Annotated in this window: 21 protein-coding genes, 3 tRNA genes and 1 pseudogene; 12 read left to right on the top strand and 13 right to left on the bottom strand. The window is 65.9% G+C overall.

Annotated elements, in window-relative coordinates; all coding sequences use genetic code 11:
- The first annotated feature begins 36 nt into the window (after positions 1-36).
- The 4 genes from tpiA to OU998_RS11450 all read left to right on the top strand — a co-directional run bounded on the left by tpiA (position 37) and on the right by OU998_RS11450 (position 3,336).
- Positions 37-786 carry a triose-phosphate isomerase gene (gene tpiA, locus OU998_RS11465; RefSeq protein ID WP_267513646.1) on the top strand — a complete coding sequence of 250 codons (750 nt, stop codon included), beginning with the start codon at positions 37-39 and terminating at the stop codon, positions 784-786.
- An 87-nt stretch (positions 787-873) separates the two neighbouring features.
- Complete coding sequence (secG, locus tag OU998_RS11460) at positions 874-1,299, top strand: preprotein translocase subunit SecG (RefSeq protein ID WP_420709733.1); 426 nt, start codon at positions 874-876, stop codon at positions 1,297-1,299.
- Positions 1,300-1,423: 124 nt separating this feature from the next.
- Entirely contained in the window at positions 1,424-3,076 is a 1,653-nt protein-coding gene (locus tag OU998_RS11455) for a CTP synthase (protein WP_267513643.1), read from the top strand.
- Between the two features lie 101 nt (positions 3,077-3,177).
- Positions 3,178-3,336, top strand: a complete 159-nt coding sequence (locus OU998_RS11450) for a hypothetical protein (protein ID WP_267513642.1) — start codon at positions 3,178-3,180, stop codon at positions 3,334-3,336.
- A gap of 4 nt (positions 3,337-3,340) precedes the next feature.
- Here the strand turns inward: OU998_RS11450 and OU998_RS11445 are convergent, their stop codons facing one another.
- The 3 genes from OU998_RS11445 to hemB are packed head-to-tail and all read right to left on the bottom strand — an operon-like array spanning position 3,341 to position 6,266.
- Positions 3,341-4,669, bottom strand: a complete 1,329-nt coding sequence (locus OU998_RS11445) for a hypothetical protein (RefSeq protein WP_267513640.1) — start codon at positions 4,667-4,669, stop codon at positions 3,341-3,343.
- A 29-nt stretch (positions 4,670-4,698) separates the two neighbouring features.
- On the bottom strand, positions 4,699-5,268 hold the full coding sequence (locus OU998_RS11440) for a GNAT family N-acetyltransferase (RefSeq protein ID WP_267513639.1): 570 nt from the start codon (positions 5,266-5,268) through the stop codon (positions 4,699-4,701).
- A complete protein-coding gene (gene hemB, locus OU998_RS11435) occupies positions 5,268-6,266 on the bottom strand; it encodes a porphobilinogen synthase (protein WP_267513638.1) in 999 nt (332 codons plus the stop codon). Before hemB ends, OU998_RS11440 begins: the two co-directional genes overlap by 1 nt.
- A gap of 150 nt (positions 6,267-6,416) precedes the next feature.
- Between hemB and OU998_RS11430 the strand changes: the two genes are divergently transcribed.
- Positions 6,417-7,220 carry a class I SAM-dependent methyltransferase gene (locus OU998_RS11430; protein ID WP_267513637.1) on the top strand — a complete coding sequence of 268 codons (804 nt, stop codon included), beginning with the start codon at positions 6,417-6,419 and terminating at the stop codon, positions 7,218-7,220.
- On the opposite strand, the gene OU998_RS11425 is transcribed toward OU998_RS11430, so the two are convergent.
- On the bottom strand, positions 7,204-7,497 hold the full coding sequence (locus tag OU998_RS11425) for a hypothetical protein (protein ID WP_267513635.1): 294 nt from the start codon (positions 7,495-7,497) through the stop codon (positions 7,204-7,206). The two genes, OU998_RS11430 and OU998_RS11425, sit on opposite strands and share 17 nt — an antisense overlap.
- Positions 7,498-8,447: 950 nt before the next feature.
- Between OU998_RS11425 and ilvC the strand changes: the two genes are divergently transcribed.
- Positions 8,448-9,491, top strand: coding sequence for a ketol-acid reductoisomerase (gene ilvC / locus OU998_RS11420; protein WP_267513633.1), 1,044 nt, complete (start codon positions 8,448-8,450; stop codon positions 9,489-9,491).
- A gap of 62 nt (positions 9,492-9,553) precedes the next feature.
- Here ilvC and OU998_RS11415 read toward each other — a convergent pair.
- Positions 9,554-9,630, bottom strand: a tRNA-Pro gene (locus tag OU998_RS11415).
- 211 nt (positions 9,631-9,841) lie between these two features.
- Here OU998_RS11415 and OU998_RS11410 point away from each other — a divergent pair.
- A tRNA-Gln gene (locus tag OU998_RS11410) sits at positions 9,842-9,915 on the top strand.
- Positions 9,916-10,124: 209 nt separating this feature from the next.
- Here OU998_RS11410 and OU998_RS11405 read toward each other — a convergent pair.
- Together OU998_RS11405 and OU998_RS11400 are read right to left on the bottom strand one after the other, a co-directional pair.
- Positions 10,125-11,063 (bottom strand): DMT family transporter, encoded by a 939-nt coding sequence (locus tag OU998_RS11405; protein ID WP_267513632.1) that lies wholly within the window; start codon positions 11,061-11,063, stop codon positions 10,125-10,127.
- On the bottom strand, positions 11,060-12,226 hold the full coding sequence (locus OU998_RS11400) for an aromatic amino acid transaminase (protein WP_267513630.1): 1,167 nt from the start codon (positions 12,224-12,226) through the stop codon (positions 11,060-11,062). Before OU998_RS11400 ends, OU998_RS11405 begins: the two co-directional genes overlap by 4 nt.
- A 94-nt stretch (positions 12,227-12,320) precedes the next feature.
- Between OU998_RS11400 and OU998_RS11395 the strand changes: the two are divergent.
- The 3 genes and pseudogenes from OU998_RS11395 to rsgA form a co-directional block, all read left to right on the top strand.
- Positions 12,321-12,464, top strand: a pseudogene (locus tag OU998_RS11395) (AsnC family transcriptional regulator); the annotation flags it as partial.
- Between the two features lie 9 nt (positions 12,465-12,473).
- A complete protein-coding gene (locus tag OU998_RS11390; RefSeq protein ID WP_267516785.1) occupies positions 12,474-12,791 on the top strand; it encodes an Lrp/AsnC family transcriptional regulator in 318 nt (105 codons plus the stop codon).
- Positions 12,792-13,007: 216 nt separating this feature from the next.
- The gene (rsgA, locus tag OU998_RS11385; protein WP_267513628.1) at positions 13,008-14,081 is read left to right on the top strand and encodes a ribosome small subunit-dependent GTPase A; all 1,074 of its coding nucleotides are present in this window, start codon (positions 13,008-13,010) and stop codon (positions 14,079-14,081) included.
- A 232-nt stretch (positions 14,082-14,313) separates the two neighbouring features.
- Here rsgA and OU998_RS11380 read toward each other — a convergent pair whose 3' ends face one another.
- The 3 genes from OU998_RS11380 to OU998_RS11370 all read right to left on the bottom strand — a co-directional run bounded on the left by OU998_RS11380 (position 14,314) and on the right by OU998_RS11370 (position 18,044).
- Positions 14,314-16,848: a TonB-dependent receptor domain-containing protein gene (locus tag OU998_RS11380; protein ID WP_267513627.1), complete on the bottom strand. Its 2,535-nt coding sequence runs from the start codon at positions 16,846-16,848 to the stop codon at positions 14,314-14,316.
- 614 nt (positions 16,849-17,462) lie between these two features.
- Positions 17,463-17,538: transfer RNA gene (locus OU998_RS11375), tRNA-Thr, on the bottom strand.
- A gap of 68 nt (positions 17,539-17,606) precedes the next feature.
- Positions 17,607-18,044: an HIT family protein gene (locus tag OU998_RS11370; RefSeq protein ID WP_267513625.1), complete on the bottom strand. Its 438-nt coding sequence runs from the start codon at positions 18,042-18,044 to the stop codon at positions 17,607-17,609.
- Positions 18,045-18,167: 123 nt separating this feature from the next.
- On the opposite strand from OU998_RS11370, the gene OU998_RS11365 reads away from it, so the two are divergent.
- Complete coding sequence (locus tag OU998_RS11365; RefSeq protein WP_267513623.1) at positions 18,168-18,524, top strand: phage holin family protein; 357 nt, start codon at positions 18,168-18,170, stop codon at positions 18,522-18,524.
- Here the strand turns inward: OU998_RS11365 and OU998_RS11360 are convergent.
- Together OU998_RS11360 and OU998_RS11355 are read right to left on the bottom strand one after the other, a co-directional pair.
- Positions 18,521-19,624 (bottom strand): ABC transporter ATP-binding protein, encoded by a 1,104-nt coding sequence (locus OU998_RS11360; protein WP_267513621.1) that lies wholly within the window; start codon positions 19,622-19,624, stop codon positions 18,521-18,523. The two genes, OU998_RS11365 and OU998_RS11360, sit on opposite strands and share 4 nt — an antisense overlap.
- Before the next feature lie 88 nt (positions 19,625-19,712).
- Positions 19,713-20,357: a glutathione S-transferase family protein gene (locus tag OU998_RS11355; RefSeq protein ID WP_267513619.1), complete on the bottom strand. Its 645-nt coding sequence runs from the start codon at positions 20,355-20,357 to the stop codon at positions 19,713-19,715.
- A 151-nt stretch (positions 20,358-20,508) separates the two neighbouring features.
- Between OU998_RS11355 and OU998_RS11350 the strand changes: the two genes are divergently transcribed.
- Entirely contained in the window at positions 20,509-23,124 is a 2,616-nt protein-coding gene (locus OU998_RS11350; protein ID WP_267513618.1) for a TonB-dependent receptor domain-containing protein, read from the top strand.
- Here OU998_RS11350 and OU998_RS11345 read toward each other — a convergent pair whose 3' ends face one another.
- Complete coding sequence (locus OU998_RS11345; RefSeq protein WP_267513617.1) at positions 23,125-24,924, bottom strand: ATP-binding protein; 1,800 nt, start codon at positions 24,922-24,924, stop codon at positions 23,125-23,127.
- Between the last annotated feature and the right edge of the window lie 31 nt (positions 24,925-24,955).

Raw genomic sequence — 24,955 nt, 5'->3', positions numbered from 1 at the left:
CTTGGCTTGGCCCTTTTCGCCCCCTAGACAGGCGCGATGAAACAATCCGTGAAGCTGATCGTCGGCAATTGGAAGATGCACGGGGTCGCAAGCGATCTGGCCGAGGCGCAGGCCTTGCTCGACGATGTGCACGACGTGCGGGCCGATTGCCGCATCGCCCTGTGTCCGCCGGCCACCCTGACGGATCGCATGCGGCATGTCCTGGCGGGTGGGCGAGTTGAACTGGGCGGACAGGATTGTCATCAAGCGCCGTCGGGCCCCTGCACAGGATCGGTCTCGGCCGAGATGCTGGTCGATGCCGGGGCCACGCTGGTGATTCTGGGCCACTCGGAGCGCCGCGCCGATTTCGGTGAAACGGATGCCGAGGTGGCGGCCAAGGTCGAGGCCGCGATTGCCGTTGGTCTGGAGCCCATCATCTGTGTCGGAGAGACGCTGGAGCAGCGTGAAGCGGGGCGGGCTGTGGCGGTCGTCAGTGCTCAGGTGGAGGGATCTTTGGCGGATGGTCTGTCGGAAAGGCCCTTCGCCGTCGCCTATGAGCCGGTCTGGGCCATCGGCACCGGCCTGACGCCCAGCCTGGAGCAGATCGCAGAGGTCCATGCCGCTGTGCGGTCGGCCATGATCCGGCGTCTGGGGCAGGCGGCGCGACGGGCGCCGATCCTGTACGGCGGATCGGTGAAACCGGACAATGCCGCCGAAATCCTGAGCGTGGCCGAGGTCGGCGGCGCCCTGGTCGGCGGGGCGTCGCTGAAGGCCGAGGATTTCCTGAAAATCATTCGCGCCGCCTGAAGGCGGCTTGAGGTTTGCCCCCCGGCGGCTTCGGTGATAGAGGCCGCCGCTTGATCGGCGCAGCTCCGCGCCTACATGAATGACGCCATGCTCCAGACCATCCTGCTCGTCGCCATCATCCTGATCGCCGTCTCTTTGACGGGCGTCGTGCTGCTGCAGCGCTCCGAGGGCGGCGCGCTGGGCATGGGCGGCGGCCCTTCCGGCTTCATGACGGCGCGCGGCGCCGGCAATCTGCTGACCAAGATCACCTGGGTGCTGGCCTTCCTTCTGTTCGGCCTGACGATCGTGCTGACGGTCGTTGGCAATATGGATCGCGCCTCGGTCTCGATGATCGACGCCGACGCCGTGGGTTCGCTGGCCACCACGCCGCAGACCCAACAGCAACAGCCCGCTCAGCCGCAACCGGCCGCGCCGGCCCAGCCGACGGCTCCGTCGCTGGACGATCTGGAAGCCAGCCTGCCGTCGGCGACGACGGCGCCGGCGACCGCTCCGGCCCAGCAGCCCGCCCAGTAACGGGCCGGCGACCGACCCGATTTCCTGAAAGCGCGCCGCAGGGCGCGCTTTCTTCTTTTGATCAACAGTTCGATTCGCGGCGGCCGATGCGTCGGACGCGAATCATGGAGTAAGGTGTCCGCCCATGGCTCGCTATGTGTTCATCACCGGCGGCGTGGTTTCCTCGCTAGGAAAAGGCCTCGCCTCCGCCGCTCTCGGCGCTCTTCTGCAAGCGCGTGGCTACAAGGTCCGTCTGCGCAAGCTGGATCCCTATCTCAATGTCGATCCGGGCACGATGAGCCCGTACCAGCACGGCGAGGTCTTCGTGACCGACGACGGCGCCGAGACCGACCTGGATCTGGGCCACTATGAGCGGTTCACCGGGGTGTCGGCGGCCAAGTCCGACAATATCACCACGGGCCGGATCTATTCGACCATCCTGGAGAAGGAGCGTCGCGGCGACTATTTGGGCGCCACCGTCCAGGTCATTCCGCACGTCACCGACCAGATCAAATCCTTCTGCCTGACGCCGGCCCTGACCGATGAGGGCGAGGCCGTTGACTTCGTCCTGGTCGAGATCGGCGGCACGGTCGGCGACATCGAGGGCCTGCCCTTCTTTGAGGCCATCCGCCAGCTGGGGCAGGACCTGCCGCGCGGCCGGTCGTGCTTCGTCCACCTGACCCTGCTGCCCTTCATCAAGACGGCGGGCGAGATGAAGACCAAGCCGACCCAGCATTCGGTCAAAGAGCTGCGCTCGATCGGCATCCAGCCGGACATCCTGCTGTGCCGCTGCGAACAGCCGATCCCGGCCGAGGAAAAGCGCAAGATCGGCCAGTTCTGCAACGTTCGCGAAACCAGCGTCATCGAGGCGATGGACTCGGCCGACATCTATGCCGTGCCGCTGGACTATCACCGCGAGGGGCTGGACCGGGAAGTCCTGGCCCACTTCGGCATCGAGGACGCGCCCGAGCCCGATCTGTCGCGCTGGCAGGAGATCGCGCGCCGCCGGCTGCACCCGGACGGCGAGGTCACCATTGCGGTGGTCGGCAAATATACGGTGCTGAAGGACGCCTATAAGTCCCTGATCGAGGCCCTGCATCACGGCGGGGTGGCCAATAACGTCAAGGTCAATATCGACTGGGTCGAGGCCGACACCTTCGAGGGCGATCCGGAGGCCTGCGAGGAGCGGCTGCAGGGCGCCCACGCCGTTCTGGTGCCGGGCGGTTTCGGCGAGCGCGGCTCGGAAGGCAAGATCGAGGCGGCGCGGTTCGCTCGCGAGCGCAACATCCCCTATTTCGGCATCTGCTTCGGCATGCAGATGGCGGTGATCGAGGCGGCGCGGAACCTGGCCGGCTATCCCAAGGCCTCGTCCACCGAGTTCGGTCCGACGGCCGAACCGGTCGTGGGCCTGATGACCGAGTGGACCCAGGGCAATCAGCGCGTCCTGCGCCAACAGGGCGGCGACCTGGGCGGCACCATGCGGCTGGGCGCCTATGACTCGACGCTGACCGCCGGGTCCAAGATCGCGGAGATCTATGGCTCCACCGCCATCAGCGAACGGCATCGCCACCGCTATGAGGTCAATATCAACTATCGCGAGGCGATCGAGGCGAAGGCCGGGCTGGTGTTCGCCGGACTGTCGCCCGACGGCGTCCTGCCCGAGACGGTGGAGCGGCCGGACCATCCGTGGTTCATCGGCGTCCAGTACCATCCCGAGCTGAAGAGCCGGCCGTTCGCGCCGCACCCGCTGTTCGCCAGCTTCATCGAGGCGGCCGTGGTGCAGAGCCGTCTGGTCTGATAAAATCGCGTTCACGGACCTGCGATTCAGTTCGGTATCGGTTTTGCTGTAAAATGCCTGGAACGGATCGAAATGGGACGATCCGACAGGATGGACCGTCGATGCTCGGCGCCTTGCTTTATCACCTGCACCGGCATGTCCGCCTGGTGCTGATCGCCGGCGGAGTGGGTCTCGTCGTCGGCGTGGCCGTGGTCGGCTATGAGCTGGCCCGCAGCCTGGAGGCGCCGTCGGCCCACCCGGCGGAGACCGGGCGGGCCTGAACCGTCAGTCGATCTTTAGGCGCATGAAGATCATCCCGCCGTCCGGATCGCCGCCGTAGATCGGCTCAAGCGCGTCCGGCACGCGGTTCATCGCATAGAGGGCGCCGAGGCCGAAGCGGACGCGGGGGGCGACCCGCCAGTCGCGGACGGCGCCCAGAGAGGCTTTTCCGACCGTATAGAGCTCGCCGTGGCCGCCGTGGTCGCCGGGGACCAGTTCGTCGGTCTCGATCCGTTCGGCGCGGGCGAAGACGGTCCAGCGCTCGTTCGGATGGACGGCGGATTCCAGCAGCCAGCCGTCCTTGGACTCGTCGTGACTGTTGGTCTTGCGGCCCCAGGCCAGGGTCGAGGACCACCAGCCGGTCTCGCCCAGGCGACGGGTATGGATCGCGCTGGCTGACCATTTGGTCTCGTCCTCGTCGGGCTCCAGCTGTTCCGGGGCCGAGACGTCGGCGTAGGAGGCCTGGAAGGACCAGTCGGCCGTCGGGTTCCACGAGCCCCGCACCGACCAGCTGTCCAGTTTCGGCGCATCTATGCCCCAGCGTTCCTCGTCCGGCTCGCGCCCCTTGAAGGCCGAGGTCTCGATCTTGAACCGGTCGTGGGCCCAGCCCAGGGTCGTGACGCCGAAGACGATGTGGGTCGAGTCCAGCCAGTGGTGGGTGATGGGCGCCTCGGGACTGTCCATCGCGCTCATCCGGTGCATGAAGGCGGGCGGGCCGAAGGCGGGCTCGCCGGGCAGGCCGATGTAGGCGTAGAGGCTGTCCTTGTCGGACAGGCGCTTCGAATAGCTGGCCGACAGCTCCATGAAGAAGTCGTGCGGGTGCTGGCGATCGACCAGGGGATCGACGCCGTTCGCCGTCTCGCCGGCGGCCAGCAGCAGCGGATAGCCGGACTTGCCCATTACGGGGTCGGGGCTGAGCATGGCGCGCAGGTTCAGGGTCGAGCCGTCGTCGAAGTCGCGGCGGGCCGTGGTCATCAGCATGCCTGAGACGAAGGTCTTGTCGCCGCCACGCGGCCCGGACTGGGTGTCGTAGGTCAGGTTCAGCAGGGCGTGGGTCATCACCATCCAGTCGCCCCGGACGGTGTGGATGCCGGCGTGTTCGCCGGAGTCGGGCTGCCAGCTGGTGCCCGAGGCGTCCCGGCTCATGGGCCAGGGGCCGTAGGGGCTGGTCATGGCGTGGGAGTCGGCGGGCGTATCGGCCAGATCGTGACCGGCGTGGTGGGCGTGGTCCTGCGCGCTTGCGGGGACGGCGCCCAGGCTCAGCACCGCCAGGGCGCCGATCAGCCGCAGAAGGGACGAGACGATCTTCACGCCGCCGAGGATAGGCGTCGCCATCCGGCGCCGCAATGTATCGCCCGTGTCATTCACCGCGCCGGCTTCTTGTCCACCAGCGGCAGGCCCGGCGCGTCCGGCGGGGTCTGGCCGCCCGCGCCCAGTTCGCGTTGCATGAAGACGACGTCGCGCCAGTCGTCGTGTTTCCAGCCCGCCGCCTTGAAGACGCCGGCGTCGGCGAAGCCACGGGCGCGGTGCAGGGCGATGGAGCCGGCGTTGTCGGAATCGCCGATCACGGCGACCATCTGGCGCAGACCGAGAGCCTCGCAATGATTGATCAACTGGTCCAGCAGGGCGCCGGCGACGCCGCGACCGCGGGCCTCGGGTGCGACATAGATCGAGTCCTCGACCATGTAGCGATAGGCCTGGCGGGTGCGGAATGGGCCGGCGTAGGCGTAGCCGACGACGACGCCGTCGATCACGGCGACCAGCCGGGGCAGGCCCAGGGCCTGGACCGCCGCGAACCGGGCCGTCATCTCGATCGCGTCCGGTGCCTCCAGCTCGAAGGTGCCGCGTCCGTTGGCGACGCTTTCGGCATAGATGGCGGTGATGGCCGCCATGTCGGCCTGGGTCGCCGCGCGGATATGGACGGCGCCGCCCATCAGCCCAGCAGCCGCGCGGCCTGGGGGGCGAAATAGGTCAGGACGCCCGCGCAGCCGGCGCGCTTGAACCCGTGCAGGGTCTCGAGGATGGCCCGGTCCTGGTCCAGCCAGCCGTTGGCGATGGAGGCCTGGATCATCGCGTATTCGCCCGACACCTGATAGGCGAAGGTCGGGACGCGGAAGGTTTCGGACACGCGGCGAACGATGTCGAGATAGGGCATGCCCGGCTTGACCATGACCGCGTCGGCGCCTTCCGACAGGTCCATGGCGACCTCTTTCAGGGCCTCGTCCGAGTTGGCGTAGTCCATCTGATAGGTCTTCTTGTCGCCCTTCAGCGCGGTCGAGGAGCCGACGGCGTCGCGGTAGGGGCCGTAGAAGGCCGAGGCGAACTTGGCCGCATAGGACAGGATCAGGGTGTCATGGAAGCCGTTGGCCTCGAGCGCCTCGCGCACCGCCTGGATGCGGCCGTCCATCATGTCGGAGGGGGCGACCACGTCGGCGCCGGCGTGGGCGTGGATGAAGGCCTGTTCGGCGAGGCGGTCCAGGCTGGCGTCATTGACGATCCGGTCGCCCTCCAGAACCCCGTCGTGGCCGTGGTCGGTGTAGCAGTCCAACGCCACGTCGGTCATGACCCCGATCTCGGGCGCGGCGTCCTTGATGGCCTTGATACAGTCGGGGATCAGGCCGTCGGGATCGGTGGCGCCCGTGCCGACCGCGTCCTTGATGGCGCCGTCCACATTGGGGAACAGGGCGATCATCGGAATGCCCAGGTCGCGCGCCTCGACCGCCGCCGCCGCCGCCGCCTTGGGCGACAGGCGGAAGACGCCGGGCATGGAGGCGACGGGGACGCGGTCCTCGGCGCCGTCGTGGACGATCAGGGGCCAGATCAGATCGGCCGGGGTCAGGACGGTCTCGGCGACCAGGCGGCGCACCCAGGGACTGGCGCGCAGACGCCGCGGACGGGCGAGCGGGAAGGGGGCGGGCTGATAGGGAAGCATGGACGGGTGACTTTCGAAATCTGTCGCCGGACTAGCGCCGCTGGGGCCGGGGCGCAAATCGCGTGAGGCTTCGGATCGTTTCCAAACTGATACCGGCTTGCGCGGATCGACGAAATACGAGCCTATCCCATCAAAATCGGGGAGACGGCGATGATCAGACGATGGGCGGCGAGTGCGGCGGTTCTGGCCCTGGCGGCGGGACTGTCGGGATGCCTGACCATCGCGTCCGACGGCGGCGAACGGATCGTCGTCCAGGAGGCGTCGGCCGATCTGGGCGCCCCGGCCTATGTCTCGCTCTATACGGATGCGGTCGCCGATCCGAAGCGGCCGGCGGAAGAGGTCGCGCGCGATCCCCTGCGTCATCCGGCCGAGATCCTGGCCTTCGCCCAGCTGGCGCCGGGCGACAAGGTGGCCGATGTGCGCCCCGGCGCCGGCTATTTCACCCGGCTGTTCTCGGATGTGGTCGGGCCGAACGGCCGAGTCTACGCCTTCGTGCCCGAGCGGACCATGGCGCGCGAGAACCCGATGGCCGACGCCCTGGTCGGCGCCTATCCCAATGTGACGCGGGTCAACGGCCTGCTGGACGCCATGACCTATGACCAGCCGCTGGACATGGTCTTCATGAGCCAGGAATATCACGACTTCCACATCCCCGGTTTCAACACCGATGTGGCCAAGATGAACGCGGCGGTGTTCGCGGCCCTGAAGCCTGGCGGCCGCTATATCCTGATCGACCACCAGGCGGCGGCGGGGACCGGGATCTCGGCGGTCCAGACCCTGCACCGGATCGAGGGCGACTATCTGAAGCGCGAGGTCGAGGCGGCGGGCTTCGTCTTCGAGGGCGAGAGCGCGGCCGTGGCCAATCCGGCCGACGACCACAGCCTGAACGTCTTCGACGCGGCCATTCGCGGCAAGACCGATCAATTCGTCTATCGCTTCAGAAAGCCGGGCTGAGGTCTTCAGGTTCGGGAGCGTCGGTCGAGCGGGCGCACGCCTCCCGCGCCTCCCGCGCCCGTCTGAGGGCGCCGGTCTCGGCCCGGAGAAGCGGGCCGGGGACGATATAGTCGGCATAGGCCGGACGGCGATTGGCCTTGACCTGCCGCAGGAACAGGCCTTCGCGCTCGGTCAGGGGTTCGGCTTCTCCGGCGGCGATCAGCTCGAGCCGGTATCGCTGCAGCGTATAGACGAAGGCGTCGTCATGGCGGGCGCTGGACGGACGGCGAGGGCGCATTGGGGGTTCCTTCCGGGGCGTGGGGTTTGGGGTTTGGGGTGTGGTGAATTGGCTCTGTCTTCGCGGGCGACCAGCGAAGTTTGGGGAGGGCGTGGGACGCCGGGTCTGCACCCGGGGTTTGGAGTTTTAAGTACCGTTTCGGCGCAGTCGTCGTCCCACGCGGTCGTTTTCCACACGCGCTCCGGCTGGCGGCCCTAGCCTTCGAGCCTTGCCGGATCGGCGGGCCGCCTTGCGACGGCTTCGCCGGGGCGGACATGCCGATTGAAAATCGACAGCGGTCCGCTTTCCTAAGCGTGCGGCGAGCAGGAGGCGGCATCCATCGCCGCCCCTAAGGACCCCGGCGGTCTCCTCCCCACCGGCTTCATCGCTCGACCACAGCCCCGCCGCCGTCAGGGCGCTGGATCCGACGCCCTCCCCATCGGCGGGGATGAAGAGAGCATATGGGCGCCGGCTTCTATGGCGCGGAAGTCGGGGCGAGATTCTTTTAGAGCATTGAAATCTTTAGGAACGGACCAGCGTCATTGTGCGCGCTGGGCCATGTGATCGACCATCACAGACCTTCCCCCGCTTGCGGGGGAAGTGTCAGGTCGTGGCGCGAAGCGACACGCCTGACGATGGGGGAAGTCTTCTAGTTCGAGCAAGACTTCCCCCTCCGACCCTGGTCCGCTGCGCGGACGCCGGGCCACCTCCCCCGCAAGCGGGGGAGGGGCTGCTGCTCCGGCGGTGGGCATGCCCCTTGCCAGCGTCTGGCGCCGAGTCGCCCCCTCCTGGCGTTCGCTGACGCTCCCGCCTGTCCTCCCCGCCGGCCTTCGCCGACGGGGAGGTGAGTGAGGCGGCGTCACCTCTCCGCGTGAAACGCCGCGTCGAAGGCCTCGTGCTTGTCGAACCCGTTTTCGGGACCGGCCGCTTTCCAGAAGGCGACGACGTCGGATGGGGCTATGAAGGCGGTCATGAGCCAGATCCTATCCAATCCGCTTCCCGTCTTTCATGACCGCGACTGCGACCTTTCTATCATCCGAAGCAAGCGCGTGGCCATGATCGGCTACGGCAGCCAGGGGCGGACCCATGCGCTGAATCTGCGCGATTCGGGCGTGACCGACATCGTCGTGGGTCTGAAAGTCGGGTCGAAGACGCGGGAACGCGCCCAGGCCGACGGATTCGCGGTGATGACGGCGGGCGAGGCGGCGGCGGGGGCGGATGTGATCGCGGTCATGACCTCGGACGAGGCCCACCGCGACCTGTGGCGCGACGAGCTGGCGCCGAATGTGCGGCCGGGGGCCGCCCTGGTCTTCGCCCACGGCCTGTCGGTGCGGTTCGGCCTGGTGGAGCCCCGCGCCGACCTGGACGTCATCCTGGCCTCGCCCAAGGGGATCGGACCGCGCATCCGTGACCTGTACGAGGCCGGGGAGGGGGTCTTCTGCCTGTTCGGGGTGCATCAGGACGCCACGGGCGGCGCCCACGCCCTGGGCCTGTCCTATGCGGCCGCCCTGGGGTGCGGGCGCAAGGGCATCCTCGAGACGACGATGAGGGACGAGTGCGAGAGCGATCTGTTCGGGGAACAGGTGGTGCTGTGCGGCGGGATCGCCGAGCTGATCGATTCGGCCTTCATGAAACTGGTCGAGGCCGGCTATCCGCCGGAGGTGGCCTGGTTCGAGTGTTTCTATGAGGCCAAGCTGGTCACGGACCTGATGTATGAGCGCGGCATAGCCGGCGCCTTCGCCAAGATCTCCAATACGGCCGAATACGGGGCCTATCTGACCGGGCCGCGCATCATCAACGCCGCCTCGCGCGCCGTCATGGACCAGGTGCTGGCCGAGGTGCAGGGCGGGGGCTTCGTGCGGGCCCTGATGGCGGATTACGACGCCGGCTCGCCCGACCTGCTGGCGCGGCGCGGGGCCCTGGGGCGGCGGCCGATCGAGGCGGTGGGGGCGCATCTGAACGAGGTGGCGCGTCTGGCGCGCGAGACGGCGGCGAACGACGACACACGCACATAGGCTTCGTCATCCTCGGGGCGGGCCCGAGGGTGATGATTATTGGATTTTGCAAAAAGAGAAGATGGTCGGAGTGAGAGGATTCGAACCTCCGACCCCTGCGTCCCGAACGCAGTGCTCTACCAGGCTGAGCCACACTCCGACCGTGGGGGCTGGCCTGGCGGCGTCGCCCCGAAGTGAGGACGCGGCTTATAGCCATGGGTTTCCGACCCCGCAAGCACCCATTTCGACCTTCTTTGCAGGGGGCTTGGCGCGCGACGAAAATAGTCCTGAAAGAGGGTGTTGCATCCGAAAACGGTTTGGCCTATCTGACCGCCTCCGCCGCGCGAGAGCGCAGCGGTCGCCGGACCTGCTGGGGAATGGTGTAATGGTAACACTCCGGTTTTTGGTACCGTCATTCTAGGTTCGAGTCCTAGTTCCCCAGCCACCGCCCTCCCTGGATTTAAGCGCTTTTGACCCCTCCTGAGGGAGGCGGGTTTATTTGGTCAGCGACGGGTGCGATCGGAACGGTTCGGTCGTTGGCGGAGCGGCGTCCTTGGCCGCATGGCGTCTAGGACGGCGACGACGCTCTGACGCGGTTCAATGAGGCGGTGAGGGCCTTCACGCTGTGAGGGCCTTCACCTCGACCTTGCCGCGTTAGGTCTTTTGGGTTCTCTGCGGCTGACGTCCGGTCAGGACCAGCAGGAAGCCCGCGCCGATCAGGGCGAAGCCGACCATCGGTCCAAGACCCAGACGTTCGCCCAGGAAGGGAACCGCCAGCAGACTGCCGAACACCGGCATCAGGTAGAAGAAGATCGAGGCGCGCGCCGCGCCGATCAGTTCGACGCCGCGATTGAACAGGAAGAAGGCCGCGATCGACGGCCCCACGGCCACAAAGACGACGCCCGCCAGGGCCTGTGGATGCTCCAGCGGCAGAGGCGCGCCCCAGACCAGTTGCAGCGGCGCCGTCACCAGGGCCGCCAGAGCGACGGTGACAAACAGAAAGCTCGTGGCGTGGACCCTGGGACGCAGACGCAACAGGGTGGCGTACAGCGACTGGGAGATCATCGCCCCGACGACGCAGGCCAGGCCTAGCCACGGCGTAGCGGCGCCGACACCGGCCAGGCCGACAATCGCGCCGACCCCGAAAATGGACAGGACGGTCGCGCCGATCTGACGTCCGGTCGGGCGCTCGCGGAAGACGATCAGCCCGAACAGAAGTATGGCGACCGGCAGGGCCGACTGCACCAGCAGGGCTGTGGTGGCCGGGACCGTGGTCAGGCCGACATAGGCCAGCAGATTGCTGCCGGCGAGCCCCGTCGTCGCCAGAACCAGCAGTAGGGGCCAGCCCTTGCGCAGCGCGGGCCAGTCGCGTTTCAGGTGCGGCCAGGCCAGGGGCAGAACCAGAGGAGCCGCCAGGGCCCAGCGCCAGAAGCCCAGGCTGACCGGCGGCAGGCCCGACGACATCAACCGCCCCACGACGAAGTTGCTGGCCCATAAAAAGGCGGCGCAGGACAGCAGCAGATAGGGGGCGCGCCAGAGCCGAGTCAGAATACGCGACTCTGGCCCCCGCGCCAGGGCGGCTTCGGCGGTCACGACACAGCCCGCAGAGCATCGGCGAAGATCGGCAGGCTGCTGTCTGACAGTCCGGCCAGATTGATGCGCCCGGACCCGGCCATATAGACGGCGTGCTCGGTCTTCAGGCGTTGCACCTGTTCGGACGAGACGGCCAGATTGGCGAACATGCCGCGTCCTTCGCGCAGCCCTGACAGCTGAGGGCTGGTTGCGGCGAGGGCGCTGCGAACACCGGCGATTCGCGTCTGCATCGCCTGGAGTTCAGTCTTCCAATTTTTCTTGAGCGCAGGGTCCTCGAGAATGGTGCGGACGATGGCGGCGCCGTGGTCTGGCGGCATGGACCAGTTGGCGCGCGCCAGGGCGCAAAGATTGGTCATCAAGGATGCGGAGCGGGTCGCGGTGGGCGCCTGGACGAACAGGGCGCCGGTTCGTTCGCGGTAAAGGCCGAAATTCTTGTCGCAGGAGACGGCGATCAAGGCATAGGGAATCTGACGCAGCAGAAGACGCATGCCGGCGCCGTCGGCGTCCAGGTCCTTTCCCAGCCCCAGATAAGCCAGGTCGATCACCGGCAGCAGATTGCGTCGTGCAATCACCTCGGTGGTCGCCGCCCACAGGGCCGGCGACAGATCCAGGCCGGTCGGGTTGTGACAGCAGCCGTGCAAAAGGACGGCGTCGCCCTCGGGCGCCGTTTCCAGCGCTGCGATCCAGGCTTCTCCGTTCAGGGTCTGCGCCTTCAGGTCGAAGACGGAGGTCGTCTCCAGCGTCAGACCGGCGGCCTGGAACACCGCCGCGTGGTTCGGCCAGGTCGGGGCCGCCGCATGGATGCGGCCAACCCCGCTTTCCGCCAGGAGCTCCGCTGCAAGCCGCAGCGCCCCCGCTCCGCCGGGGGTCTGAACGCCTCGGCGATGGGCGAGTCCATCCGCGCTGGTGAAGATCAGGTCGGCGATCGCCGTGACGAAGCCCAGATCGCCTTCCGGGCCGAGATAGGCCTTGCTGGACTGGCGGTCGACCAGCAGTCGCTCGGCCGCCTTGACCGCCGCCATGACCGGCGTTCGTCCCTCGCAATTGCGATAGACGCCCACGCCGAGGTCGATCTTTTTGACGCGGGGATCAGAGCGGAAAGAGCCGATCAGCGCGAGAAGGGGGTCGGCGGGCCGGGGCGGAAGCGTTGCGATATCAAACATGAAGAGGTTTGTATCGGTTCGGCGCGATTTCAGGCGTTCAAATAGCCATTAAATGGCGATTTCCCTGTGTTCCGCTTTCTGATATTGGCAAATAGTGAAACAAAAATTTCAACTCGATGATCTCGGTCGGCGCATTCTCCGGGTGCTGCAGTCGGATGCGACTGTCTCCCAGACGGAGTTGGCCGAGCGGGTTCACAGTTCAGCAGCCTCATGCTGGCGGCGCGTACGGTCCCTGGAGGCGGCGGGCGTGCTGGGGCGCTCCGTGCGACTGGTTGATCGCAACCAGGTCGGCTGTCCCGTCGACGTGATTTGCCATGTCCGGCTGAAGTCGCATGAGGAATCACTGGGCGCCGCCTTCGAGCGGTTCGTGCGACAGCAGCCGAACATCCTGGATTGCTATTCCATGTCCGGCGACTGGGACTATCTTCTGCGTGTCGTCGCCGCCGACATCGCCGACTACGAGCGGTTCCTGATGCGCGTCCTGTTACGCCATGAGGCTGTCGCCACCGCCAGTTCGCACTTTGCGCTGTCGTGCGTGAAATCAGAAACGGCCCTACCGGTGTGAAGGGGATGTCAGACGGTGCTGTGATCCTCCCTCGTTGCAGTGGTCATGCGTTGCCCCGGGACGGATGTCGGACGCTCGCAGTGCGATAATTCGGACGTCGTAGGCTGGGCCGAGGAAGTGATAGGGTGTGGGCGCCCTCGAGTGCTGAGACGCCTGCTAAAGGGTTTCAAGGCGACGGCAGGACGATGTCGTCGCAGCCAGCAGGGATCCCTTGATTTGATCGAACACTATGGATGGTCTGAGTCTCTGGCGGAGGCCTTCGCGCCCTATGAGCGTGAAGGCCGCGCGCCGGGACGCATCATCCTCCACCAGCGGGACGGCTACGTCGTTGCGACAGACGACGGAGACATACGCGCGAAGGTTTCGGGCCGGCTGCGTCATGAGGCGGGCGAAAACGGGCATCCTGCGGTCGGGGACTGGGTCGCCCTTTCGCTGAGCGCACAGGAGCGGGCGGCCACGATTCACGCCGTCTTGCCGCGCCGCACGGCGTTCGTCCGCAGGGCGGCCGACAGCACGCGGAAACTGCAGATTCTGGCCGCAAACGTCGATGTGGCGTTTATCGTCACATCCTTGAACGGTGATCTCAACCTGCGCCGGATCCAGCGCTATCTGGCGGCGGCCTGGGAGAGCGGGGCCCGACCTGTCCTGGTGCTGACGAAATCGGACCTGTGCGACGATCCGCAAGGCCAGGTCGCGCGCATCGTCGCATCGGAACCGGGTTGTCCCGTCCTGATGGTGTCGGCCCGCCAAGGCGTGGGTCTCGACGCCTTGCTCGCCCAGGTGGGGAGGGGAGAGACCTGCGTGCTGATCGGCTCGTCCGGCGTCGGCAAGTCCACCCTGGTGAACGCCTTCCTGAACGAAGACCGGATGGCCACCCAGGCGATCCGCGAGACCGACGATCAGGGCCGGCACACCACCAGCCACCGCGAGCTCATCCTGCTTCCCGGCGGTCGATTGATGCTGGACACGCCGGGTATTCGCGAGGTTGGGCTGATCGACGCCGAAGAGGGCGTGAGCGCCGTATTCGAAGATGTCGAAACTCTTCTCCAGGCCTGCCGGTTCAGCAACTGCGGTCACGCCAACGAGCCGGGCTGCGCCGTAAAAGCCGCCGTGCAGAGCGGAGCGCTCGATCCCGCCCGGTGGGCGCACTACCAGAAATTGACGCTCGAAGCGGCTGCGGCCCAGCACGAACAGGAGCGGGCGGCGAAGGCGGTCGAACGCCGCCGGCTCGGCGCGCTTCAGAAGGCGTACCGCGCCACGAAGAGGAACGACCGGGGGGGCGCCGGCTGATCGACCGGGGGGGGGCGCGTCACCAGCCGCCGCTCTCACCGGATTTGAGCCTGTTTCAGACGTAACGGCCAGCCCGCCAACGGCCAGCACCAAGGGCTTGCGCCTCGCAGCGGGGCCGTTTGATTGGCCGCAGGGCCAGTTTCGATAATCCATTGCGATGGTTTGACCCGTCGCCCGAGGTGAGCCGGACGCCCGCCTGCGACGCTGAGGCGTCGCAGGCGGGCGGAGCGCTTTAGAACGCGTAGCTCAAGGTCGCGGAGATTGCGCGAGGGTTCAGCACGCGCGCCAATCCGACGCCGGAGGCGGGGATCGTCGTATCGTTCACCTCAGTGATCGCGAGCACGTCGAACAGATTGTTCGCATTGACCGACACGGTGATATAGTCGGTAAGATTATACCGCGCGAAAGCGTCTGTCGTAATGTAGCCCGGCTGACGCAGTTGGTTGGACGGATCGGTGAAGCTGCCGGTCGTTCCGATGAAGGCGGCGCCCACGCTGAAGTTCTTCGTGGTGATCTGCGGCGTCGCCTGGAAAATCCAGTCCGGTTGGCGGCCGGGCTTACGCCCGACGTTCGACGGAGTCAGATTGTCAGCGGAAATCTCGGCGTCGGTATAGGTTGCGCCGGTGTTGAGCCGGAACGGCCCGCGCTGGAACTCGCCCTCAAATTCGAAGCCCTTGGTCTCATAGGTGCGGGTGAACGGCGTACCGCGGAACCCGTTGGTGTCGTCGGCCTCGGCGGAGAAGCCCGTGATTTGCAGCGTCACCCCATTGTTGCGGTATTTTACGCCGCCTTCGAGCTGTTTGACGGTATCGACGGCGGCGCTGCTGTCGATCAATTCGCCGCTCGTCAGGTCGACGAAGCTGTTGCGGATGAGGCGTTCAGCATTCGCCCGACCGCCCCGGCTGTAGCGCAAGAAGCCGGACAGGCTTTGCGAAAAGCGATAGTTCGCGCTCATCGAATAGGAGAGATACTCGGTCGAATAATCGAGGGGGGACGATGTCGTCAGATCGAACTGCGAAACCCGCGTTTCCGCAGACGACACTATCCCGTCGCCGTTCACGTCGAGCGACGAATAGCCGGTCGCGCGGCGATAGCTCCCCTCGGCGTCGAAGAAGTCGTAGCGAAGGCTGCCGCCCACCGAGAGCTTTCCGAGCTTTATGTTGGCGGAGGCATAGGGCGCGGCGACATCATAGGTGGACTTCATGCTCAAATGGCCAAGGCGGACCGAGCCGAACCCCGGCCCGTACGAGTAGTAGCCGTTCTGCGTAACCGCCGTCCCGTTGGCTCTCGTCAGGTTGATCAAGGCCGCCTCACCGTCGCTTTTGACTTCGGACAGGACGGACCCGAAGAGGTAGTCGACGTCGATGTCCTGGCGCGATTTGTAGAAGCCTCCGGTCAGCGTGAGTTCGGTCTTGCCCATGGCAAAGGTCCGGCTGGCGCGCACGTCATTGGTGAAATTATTGAGGCTGTGGAAATCCAGATTGCCAAAATTGATCGGCACCAGCAGTCCATTGCCATTGAGCGTCGCGGGATTGGCGATAACCTGACCGGCATTGGGGCCATTGGCGTAGCTCAACGTCGCGCCCGCGCCGCCATATTGCGTGGCGACCGCCGTCGCCGTGTTGATCACGACCTGCTCGGCGCTACGAAAACCGCCGGAAATGTCGGAATAGCGGGTGCGGTTGGTGATGGTCCATCCGGCGAGATCAAACTGCGTCTCGAAGCCGACCGACTTGACCACCGGGTGCTGGCCGTCGGTCAGATCATAGCTCGCCAGCTGATTGTTGCCGTCAAGCGTCAGCAAGCCGGTCACATATTTTGACATCAACGTGTCGTGCGTCGGATCGAAGCCGGCGACGGCGCGATATTTCGGATTGGCGTTGCTGCCGGTGATGGCGATCGGCGCGACACTGTAGGCCGGGGTGCGGTCGTCCAGATATTTTCCGTAAAAGCGGATGTAGCCGCCGGTGAATTCCTTGGTGATGTTCAGCTTGACCTGGCCGCCGCGTTCACCGTCGAGGCCTATCGCGCGCGGACCGTCGCCTTGGCGATAAAAGCCGCCGATGTGCATCCGCAAAGTGTCTGACAGCCTGCCGCCGTAGTCGAAGTCCAGGCGATAGCGTTCGAAGTCGAGACCGATCGTCGTGGCGATCGCGCCGCCCTCTGCGACGCCGGTCTTCGAAATCAGGTTGATCACGCCGCCCGGCGAGTTGGACGCGAATGTAGAGGCCGAGCCGCCGCGGATCGCCTGCACGCCGGCGAGATTGAGATCAGACCTCAAGAACTCGTCGCTGCTCGCCCAGCCGATATCGCCGAATTCAAAGACGGGCAGGCCATCTTCTTGAAACTGGACATATTTTGCGCCGTTCGCCGACAGCGGCAGGCCGCGAATCGTCACATTCGCATATCCTTCGCCCGAACTCGCTTCGGTGCGAACGCCGGGGATCAAGCGGAGCATGTTTGGAACGTCGCGCAGCCCGAAATTGCTGATGGTTTCGCTGTCCAACATGCTGGTCGACGTCGCACTGTCGAGTTGGTCGCGCGCCTTCGCCACCCCGGTGGAGAAGGATTCCTTGTTGGCGGGCGCGGTCGCTTCTTGATTGGGCTGGCTAGCGTCGGACGACATGGTCGCCGGACGAGAACGCTCCGCCGCATCTGCACCGGCTGCGAGAGCCTGACCGGCGGCAGGTGTGATCTGCGCCATTGCAGGAGAAGAAAATGTAAGGAGTGTTACGGATAGCAGCAGTAAGCGTTTCTTAGTGTGCATTGGCCAGCCCCGATGTCTGTATCGTTGTTTTTACAACGAGTTGTATCATTGTTGGTTTTGTTCATCTGCGAATCGACGACTCGTTGTGTCGAAGTGTCGTGCGTATGTTTCTTCGCCGCATTCTTTTAAGCAATAACCTTACTGGAATGCGGTAAAAGTACGTAGTTGTTGCTGGGGAATTGCTGTTTGAAGGACGCGCCTGCTCGCGTTCGACATGGCTTGTGGAGGGGGCTGTTCAGGCCTTCTTGGGCCGTGCGATCATGCCCATTCGGGCGACTTCGCCGGTGACGTGACGGCGAGTCATTTCCAGCAGGCGCTGGAGCGCCCAGCGAGACTCGTGGCCGCATCGTCGAGCGGCGATCCGGCTAGAAATTGGTGGGCCGACAGGGCTCGATCATGGCCCGCACCACGGCCTCTGGCACGATGACCAACGTCAACATCTAGACGAATACGGCCGACCGGCGCGGGTGGGCGGGTGCTGGGCGGGGGGAGGCGAAGAGATGGGCCAGACGGTCGGCTACGCCCGTTGGAGGGGGCGCGGGGGAGGGGGCGCGGGTCGGGCCAGGCCTGTATGCCGGGAGTAGGGCCGCGTCGCGAGACGGCGGCCTGGGGAATGGTGCCGGTTGCAGGAATCGAACCCGCGACATCCAGTTTACAAAACTGGCGCTCTACCAACTGAGCTAAACCGGCGCCGTCCTCGAGACAGCAGGCCTTATGCGGACGGATCGTAGCGGGTGCAAGATGGCGCAGGCGTGAATTCAGTCCAGTTCCGCTGCGATCTGCTGAGCGAGGGGCTTCAGGACGGCGGCCTCGGCCATCGGCGCGTGCCCATGCCCCTTCATCGGCCGATCGGCCCAGCGGGGGATGATGTGGAAATGCAGGTGGAAGACGGTCTGACCGCCCGCTTCGCCGTTGAACTGCATGACCGAGATCCCGTCAGGTTTCAGGGCCTTCGCGACGGCCTTGGCCGTGCGTTGCAGGGCGGCGGTCAGACGGGCCAGAACCTCGGGTTCAATCTCCAGCAGGGTCCGAGCCTGCGACTGTTTGGCGATCACCAGGACATGGCCCTCTGACTGGGGGAAGACGTCCATGAAGGCCAGGACGTGGTCGTCTTCCCACACCTTCACCGAAGGAATCTCGCCGCGCAGAATCTTGGCGAAGATGTTGTCGGGGTCGTAGGCGCCGTGAAGGCTCATGGCCGTCTCCGTCTGTATGTCGCGATCTTGATCTGCGGACTGGTTAGCAGCGCCGGACGGCGAGGGGGAGCCTTACTCGACATCAGGCGTTAAGGTGACGCTTCATATTCGCTTGAGGACACCATGATCCGTTTCATCATCCAGGCCGTCGTCACCATGGTTGGTCTTTGGCTCGCCGCCCAGGTCGTGCCGGGCGTCGGCTTCACCAGCACCGGTTCACTGATCGCGGCCGCCGTCATCCTGGGGCTGATCAACGCCGTGGTGCGCCCGATCATGGTCGTGCTGACCTTCCCGATCACGGTTGTGACTCTGGGCCTGTTCCTGCTGGTGGTGAATGCGGCGATGATCGGTCTGACGGCCGTCTTTCTGGACGGCTTCGCTGTCCAGGGTCTGTGGGCGGGAGTCGGGGCGGCCATTGTCACCGGCGTCGTCAGCTGGATCGCCGGCGCCTTCATCGGTGGAGACGAGAAGCGCGGCTAAGCCCTTGTAAAGGCGCGACCGTTTGCATCGAACAGATGGGCTCGGTCCGGCGGGACGCACAGGCGCATGGCGGCGCCCGGCCTGGCCGGGACTTCGCCCGACAGCTGGACCGTCAGGGTGTCTTCGGACGCCGGATGTTTGAGATGGACCATGGTCGCGGCGCCCAGGGTTTCGACGAATAGAACCTCGGCGGTCAGGGTGTCGCCTTCAGGGGCGGTTTCGCTGGTCGGCAGGGTCAGGTGTTCGGGCCGGACGCCCAGGGTGACGGCGTCGCCCGGCCTGGCGGAGGCCGCGTCGGCCGCCACGTGCAGGGTCTCGCCGGCCGTCGTGCGTATCGTCGCGCCTGTAGACGAGCCCTTCACCACTTCGGCGGCCAACAGGTTCATCCGCGGGCTGCCGATGAAACTGGCGACGAACAGATTGGCGGGACGCTGATACAGGTCCATGGGCGCCCCGACCTGTTCGATCTGACCGCCGTTCAGCACCACGATCCGGTCGGCCAGGGTCATGGCCTCGACCTGGTCGTGGGTGACGTAGATCATGGTGGTCTTCAACTCGGCGTGCAGCCGCGCGAACTCGTAGCGCATCCGGACCCGAAGGGCGGCGTCCAGATTGGAGAGAGGTTCGTCGAACAGAAACACCTCCGGTTCGCGCACGATGGCCCGGCCGATGGCGACCCGCTGACGCTGGCCGCCGGACATGGCCTTGGGCTTGCGGTCCAGATAGTCGGTGATGCTGAGGGCTTCGGCGGCGGCGCGGACGCGGCGATCAATCTCGGCCTTATCTGTCTTGGCCAGTTTCAGGCCGAAGGCCATGTTTTCATAGGCCGTCATGTGCGGATAGAGGGCGTAGGACTGGAACACCATGGCGATGCCTCGGTCAGACGGCGACAGGTCGTTGACCACGCGGCCGCCGATGGAGACCTGGCCCGTCGTCGCCTCTTCCAGGCCGGCGATGGTGCGCAGCAGGGTGGACTTGCCGCAGCCCGAGGGGCCGACAAAGACCACGAACTCGCCGTCGGCGATCTCCAGATCGACGCCCTTCAGCACCTCAACGGCGCCGAACGCCTTCTTCACGCCGACCAGACGGACGTCCGCCATGCTTCCCGCTTCCCTGAGCCGTTTCTATTTTGCCGCACCGTAACCGGTTACATCGCAGGATCAATGGCGCGAGACGTCTCAGGCGCGATCAGTCCCGGTCGGGCGCGCCTAGCGGGAAATAGTGGCGATACTGCCGCGCCTCATCGACGCAACGCGCGAAGGAAGGCCGGGCCAACAGTCGCGCGCGATAGGCCCTCAGCGCTTCGAAGCGTTCGGGAATGGGGTGGGTCCAGTCGGCGTAGAACAGGGCGGGCGCCGCCGCGCAGTCGGCCAGGGTGAAGCCGTGATCGGTCGCCCATTCCCTGCCGGCCAGCCGTTGGTCCAGCCAGGCATAGGCGGTGTCGAGTATTTTTCGCGCCTCCTCGACGCCATAGGGATCGCGGTCGGCTTCGGGGCGCAGGGTGTCGAAGATGAACTTCTGCTGGGGCGTGTTGATGTAGTTATCGAACACCCGGTCCATCATCCGCACCTCGACGGCGGCGAGGGGATCGCGGGGGATCAACCGGCCTTCGCCGTGCCGCGCATCGACATATTCGACGATGCTGGTCGCCTCGACGATGGTGGTTTCGCCGTCGGTCAGGATCGGGAACCGCTTCATCGGCCAAAGCGCTGTCATTTCGGCCATCACGCCCGGTGACTCCAGGTGAAGATACTCGAATGGCGTCTCAGTCTCATAAAGCGCGGTCAGCGCCTTCTGGCAGTAGGAGGAGAAGGGGTGGGCGAAGAGTTTCATGGGCGGCCCCTGGGTTGGTTATTTTATGTAACCGTCTCGCAGCGACACCCGCATGTCAATCTGTCGGTTGAATTTGCGAAGTTGTAAAAATTGGCTTTCGCAAAACCGCAACGCTGATAAAAGCCCGCCACCAATCGCGGGGAGTATCGAGATGGCGAAGCGTTCAATCCTGATGGCGACGGCGTCGCTCGCCTGGCTGGCCGCCGTGGCGCAGGCACAGGCACAGACTCAGGCTCAGATCGACGATATCGTCGTCACCGGTTCGCGGATCGCGGGCGGGGACCGGATCGCGCCGGTCGAGACCGTCGGGCGTGAGGCCATCGCCGCCGCCGGGATCGCCGACGCCTCGCAACTGGTCCGGCTGGTCACCGCAAACTCGGGCTCCGAGGCGCAGGTGGACCAACTGAACCAACCCCAGAGTTCGGGCACGGCCCAGTTCAACCTGCGCAATCTCGGCCTGGGCTCGACCCTGGTGCTGGTCGACGGTCAGCGCTGGACGTCCAGCGCCGTGGTGGCCACCGACGGTTCGGCCTTCGTCGACATCAACTCGCTCGTTCCCATGATCGCCTTGCAGCGGGTCGAGGTGGTCAAGGACGGCGCATCCGCCGTCTATGGCTCCGACGCCGTGGCCGGCGTGGTCAATTTCATCACGCGGCATGATGTGGCCCGACCCGAGATCAGCGCCAAATATGCGGTCGCCGACGGGTCGGAAGAGAGCGTGGTCCAGGCCATCGGCGGGTTCGGGCTGCTGGGCGGCGACCTGACCCTGGCGGCCTCGTACTTTCACAGATCGGCCCTGAGCACGGACGAACGCGACTTCACCCAGGCCGAAGGCTACGACCGCGCGTCCTGGACCGCCGTGACCAGCTATGGGCAGCCGGGATCCTATTATCGGCCGAGCGCCAACGCCTATGCGCCGGACCCCGACTGCGACAACCCCGCCTTCGACGCCGCCTATCGCAACAGTGCGAGCGATGCGTTCTGCCGTCTCGACTATTCTGACTTTTTCGACCTGACGCCGGAAGAGACGCGGACGCAGGTGTTCGCCGACTATCGCCGCCCCATCGGCGACATGACCCTGTCGTTGCAGGCGGCCTGGTCATCGACCGGGACCGTCGCGCGACAGACGCCGTCCCTGCCGATCCTGGCGCAGTCGATCACTGTGCCGGCGTCCCATCCAGACAATCCGTTCGGCGAGAACGTGTTGTTCCGGGGGCGGCTGTTGGGCGCAGAGGCCGGGGCGTCGAAGGCGGAGTTCGACTATGAGACCTGGCGTCTGGCCGCGGGGCTGGAGGGTGGTTTCGCCAATGGCTGGAGCTGGAGCCTCGCCGCCACCGCCAGCCGTCAGCATGTCGCCTATGACAAGCCCGATGTGATCGGAAGCGCATTGCAGAATGCGCTGAACGGCCTGGGCGGCGCGGGCTGCGACGCCGCCACCGGCACGCCCGGGGTCGGCGCCTGCCAGTATTATAATCCGTTCGGCAGCGCCTATCTGGGCACAGGCACGGCGAACAGCGACGAACTGATCGACAGTCTGATCGGCTCCGCGGGCCTGCGCGGTTCCGCCAGCCTGACGACCGCAGACGCGTCCACCAGCGGTCAGGCGTTCGACTGGTCCGGCGGCTCGGTCGATGTCGCGCTCGGCGTCCAGTACCGGCGCAGCGCCTTCCGCCATGACTGGAGCGATCTGGTGAACGCCGGTGATCTGCTGACGGCGGGCTATTCGCCCGATTTCGCCGGCGATCAGCAGACCCTGGCCGCCTATGCCGAAGGACGCCTCCATCTGGGCGATCGGATCGAGGCGCAACTGGCCGGACGATACGAGTCCTATGACGGCGAGGGGCGGTTCAGTCCGAAGGCCGCTGTGCGTTGGGATGTGCTCGAAACCGTCGCGCTGCGGGCGTCGTGGGGGCAGGGCTTCCGCGCGCCGTCGGTCTATGCGCAGTCCGGGGCCCAGGCGTCACAGCCGTCGGTGTTTGATCGCGGCGCCTATGTCTTCGTCAACACCCTGACCTCGGGCGACGCGGACCTGAAGCCCGAGAAGTCCGAGAGCCTGACCTTCGGGGTGCAATGGCGGCCCGTTCAGGGCCTCGAACTGGGCGTGGACGCCTGGCGGTTCGACTACACCGATCAGGTCGTCAAGGAATCGGCTCAGGCGATCATCAACCAGGCGGCGGCTGATACTGCGGCCGGCCTGACGGGCACGGACGCCCAGTCGCGACTGACGCGTTCGGCCAGCGGCGCCCTGACCTTTGTCCAGCTGTATTTCATCAATGCGTCGTCGGTGGAGACCCAGGGCGTGGATGTCTCGGCCCGCTATGGTCATGGGCTTTGGGGCGGTCAGGCGACGGCGTCGGCGACCTGGACCTATGTGGATCGCTACGACATCCGCCTGAATGACGGCGCGGCGGAAGTGTCCGGCGTCGGTTCGACCAATCTGAACAACATCGGCCGGTCGCTGCCGCGCAATCGCGGGGAGTTCGTCCTGGGGTGGAGCGGCGGCGTCCATTCGGTGACCGGGCTGGTCCATTATACCGCCGGCTATGACAATGACCGCAGCGGCGTCACGGACACGACCATCGCCAGCCAGACGACGATTGACCTTCTGTACAGCCGCGCCTTCGGCGCCGATCTTGAACTGGCGCTGGGCGTCGTCAATCTGGCCGACAAGGCGCCGCCGCTGGCGCAGTATGCCTTTGGCTATGACCCGGTGGTGGCGGATCCACGCGGGCGCGTGTTCAGCCTGGGCCTTACAAAACGCTTCTGATCAGGCCGCGAGGGGGCGGGCCGGGGGCAGGGCGGCGCTCATCGCCTCGATCAGGGCATGGACGTCCAGCGGTTTGGCCACGAAGCCGTCGAGGCCCGCTTCGCGTCCTTGGTCGCGAACCGACGCCGAAACATCGCCGGAGAGTAGGATCAGCGGGGTGCGGCGTCCGTCAGCCTCTTCCGCGCGGATCCTGCGCGTGGCCTCGAAGCCGTCGCAGACCGGCATGCGAAGGTCCAGCAGGACCATATCGTAGGAGTCGTCACGCCATGCGGCGACGGCCTGGTCGCCGTCCTCCACAACCGTGACCTCCATGCCGAGGTTCGGCAGGATGGTGGCCAGAACCTTGCGGTTAACCGCATTATCGTCGGCGGCCAGCACCCGGAGTCCGGCGAGGCTGGGCGCGCTATCCGCTTCGGAGGTGGAGGCTCGACCGCGCTCAAGCGGCAGCTGGACCGTGAAACAGGAGCCCTGTCCGGCCGTGCTCTCCACGGTGATGTCGCCCCCCATCATACGGGCCAGCGACCGGGAAATGGAAAGGCCAAGCCCCGTGCCGCCGTGGGTGTGAGAGGTTTCGGCGCTGGCCTGGACATAGGGGGCGAACAGTCGCCCGACCGCAGTCTCGTCCATCCCGATGCCGCTGTCGCGCACATCAACGCGAAGCCCGCCCGCTCCCGAGGCTGAGACGGCGACGAGGACCTCGCCACGTGCGGTGAACTTGACGGCGTTGGAAATCAGATTGGCCAGGATCTGCCCTATCCGAACCTTGTCGCCGATCCAGTCGCCGGCGGCGTCCGGCGTCACTTCGATCCTCAAAGCGACCCCCTTCTTGTGGGCGACTTCGCCGAAAGCGGCCTTCATGCGATCCAGCAACCGCGCCAGGTCGAAGTCCGCCTCTACGAGTTCCAGTCTGCCGGCTTCGATCTTCGAGGCGTCCAGGAGGTCGTTGAGAAGGGACGTCAGGGTTTCACCAGACTCCAGAGCAACCTCCAGCCTCTGCTTCTGCGCGGGATCCATCGGCTCGCCGGCCATGACCTGCAACATGCCCAGCATGCCGTTCAGCGGGGTGCGAATCTCGTGGCTGACAATGGCCAGCATTCGCGTCTTGGACTTGGCGAAGGCCAGAACCTCGCGTTCGCGTCGGTCGGTGGTGCGAACGGCCCAAAGGCCCATGCCGGCGCCGAAGCCGAGTGCGGCCATACCGACAGCGACGATTGTGACCCGGGCGGTCGCATAGGCAAGATTGCGCGCGCCCTCGCGTTCAAGCGTCATGGCGGCCTCTTGTGCACGAAGGGCTTCCAGCCGGCGGCGAAGCTCGTCCATCGCGACTTGTCCCTCGATCGCCAGGACGGGGTCGGCGCCCTTGTCGCTCAAGCTCGACAGTCGAGGTTCGGCGTAGACCGTTCGCCAGGTTTCCATCGCCGTCCGCACGCCGTCGAGCTGAGCCTTCTGGGAGGGATTGCCCAACGTCAGCCGGGACAAGGTCTGAAGCTCGTCAGAAAATTTCTGCTGGCCTTTGATGTAGGGCGGTAGGAAATTTCCGTCGCCGCCGCTCTCTACATAGCCTCTGACGCCCGTTTCCTGATCAAGAGCCGCCGTCAAAAGATTGGCCGCTGCACGTTCCACCATCGCCGTGTGCCTGACGGACTCATCGGCTGAGTTGAGCGTGGAGAGATTGGCCCAGACCACCAGCAACAAGACCGCGACCATCGCCGTCATCGTCGCCAACATGGCCAGGGCGGAGCGCGCCGCCCGCGTCTGGATCAAGGCCCGAAGGCGAGCCGTCGGGACGGAGATCGTCATTTGGGAACCGTATGTCAGCGTCTGACGCGTC

Origin of the sequence: Brevundimonas sp. SL130 (assembly GCF_026625805.1) — a bacterium.
Classification (GTDB): Bacteria; Pseudomonadota; Alphaproteobacteria; order Caulobacterales; family Caulobacteraceae; genus Brevundimonas.
The sequence above is the reverse complement of the archived record's forward strand: the minus strand, read 5'-3'. Positions and strand labels throughout refer to the sequence as shown.

Excerpts from the sequence above, each read along its gene's own strand:
- tpiA (WP_267513646.1), top strand. The coding sequence starts at position 37 with ATGAAACAATCCGTGAAGCTGATCGTCGGCAATTGGAAGATGCACGGG.
- secG (WP_420709733.1), top strand. The coding sequence starts at position 874 with ATGCTCCAGACCATCCTGCTCGTCGCCATCATCCTGATCGCCGTCTCT.
- OU998_RS11455 (WP_267513643.1), top strand. The coding sequence starts at position 1,424 with ATGGCTCGCTATGTGTTCATCACCGGCGGCGTGGTTTCCTCGCTAGGA.
- OU998_RS11450 (WP_267513642.1), top strand. The coding sequence starts at position 3,178 with ATGCTCGGCGCCTTGCTTTATCACCTGCACCGGCATGTCCGCCTGGTG.
- OU998_RS11445 (WP_267513640.1), bottom strand. The coding sequence starts at position 4,669 with ATGGCGACGCCTATCCTCGGCGGCGTGAAGATCGTCTCGTCCCTTCTG.
- OU998_RS11440 (WP_267513639.1), bottom strand. The coding sequence starts at position 5,268 with ATGGGCGGCGCCGTCCATATCCGCGCGGCGACCCAGGCCGACATGGCG.
- hemB (WP_267513638.1), bottom strand. The coding sequence starts at position 6,266 with ATGCTTCCCTATCAGCCCGCCCCCTTCCCGCTCGCCCGTCCGCGGCGT.
- OU998_RS11430 (WP_267513637.1), top strand. The coding sequence starts at position 6,417 with ATGATCAGACGATGGGCGGCGAGTGCGGCGGTTCTGGCCCTGGCGGCG.
- OU998_RS11425 (WP_267513635.1), bottom strand. The coding sequence starts at position 7,497 with ATGCGCCCTCGCCGTCCGTCCAGCGCCCGCCATGACGACGCCTTCGTC.
- ilvC (WP_267513633.1), top strand. The coding sequence starts at position 8,448 with ATGAGCCAGATCCTATCCAATCCGCTTCCCGTCTTTCATGACCGCGAC.
- OU998_RS11400 (WP_267513630.1), bottom strand. The coding sequence starts at position 12,226 with ATGTTTGATATCGCAACGCTTCCGCCCCGGCCCGCCGACCCCCTTCTC.
- OU998_RS11380 (WP_267513627.1), bottom strand. The coding sequence starts at position 16,848 with ATGCACACTAAGAAACGCTTACTGCTGCTATCCGTAACACTCCTTACA.
- OU998_RS11370 (WP_267513625.1), bottom strand. The coding sequence starts at position 18,044 with ATGAGCCTTCACGGCGCCTACGACCCCGACAACATCTTCGCCAAGATT.
- OU998_RS11365 (WP_267513623.1), top strand. The coding sequence starts at position 18,168 with ATGATCCGTTTCATCATCCAGGCCGTCGTCACCATGGTTGGTCTTTGG.
- OU998_RS11360 (WP_267513621.1), bottom strand. The coding sequence starts at position 19,624 with ATGGCGGACGTCCGTCTGGTCGGCGTGAAGAAGGCGTTCGGCGCCGTT.
- OU998_RS11355 (WP_267513619.1), bottom strand. The coding sequence starts at position 20,357 with ATGAAACTCTTCGCCCACCCCTTCTCCTCCTACTGCCAGAAGGCGCTG.
- OU998_RS11350 (WP_267513618.1), top strand. The coding sequence starts at position 20,509 with ATGGCGAAGCGTTCAATCCTGATGGCGACGGCGTCGCTCGCCTGGCTG.
- OU998_RS11345 (WP_267513617.1), bottom strand. The coding sequence starts at position 24,924 with ATGACGATCTCCGTCCCGACGGCTCGCCTTCGGGCCTTGATCCAGACG.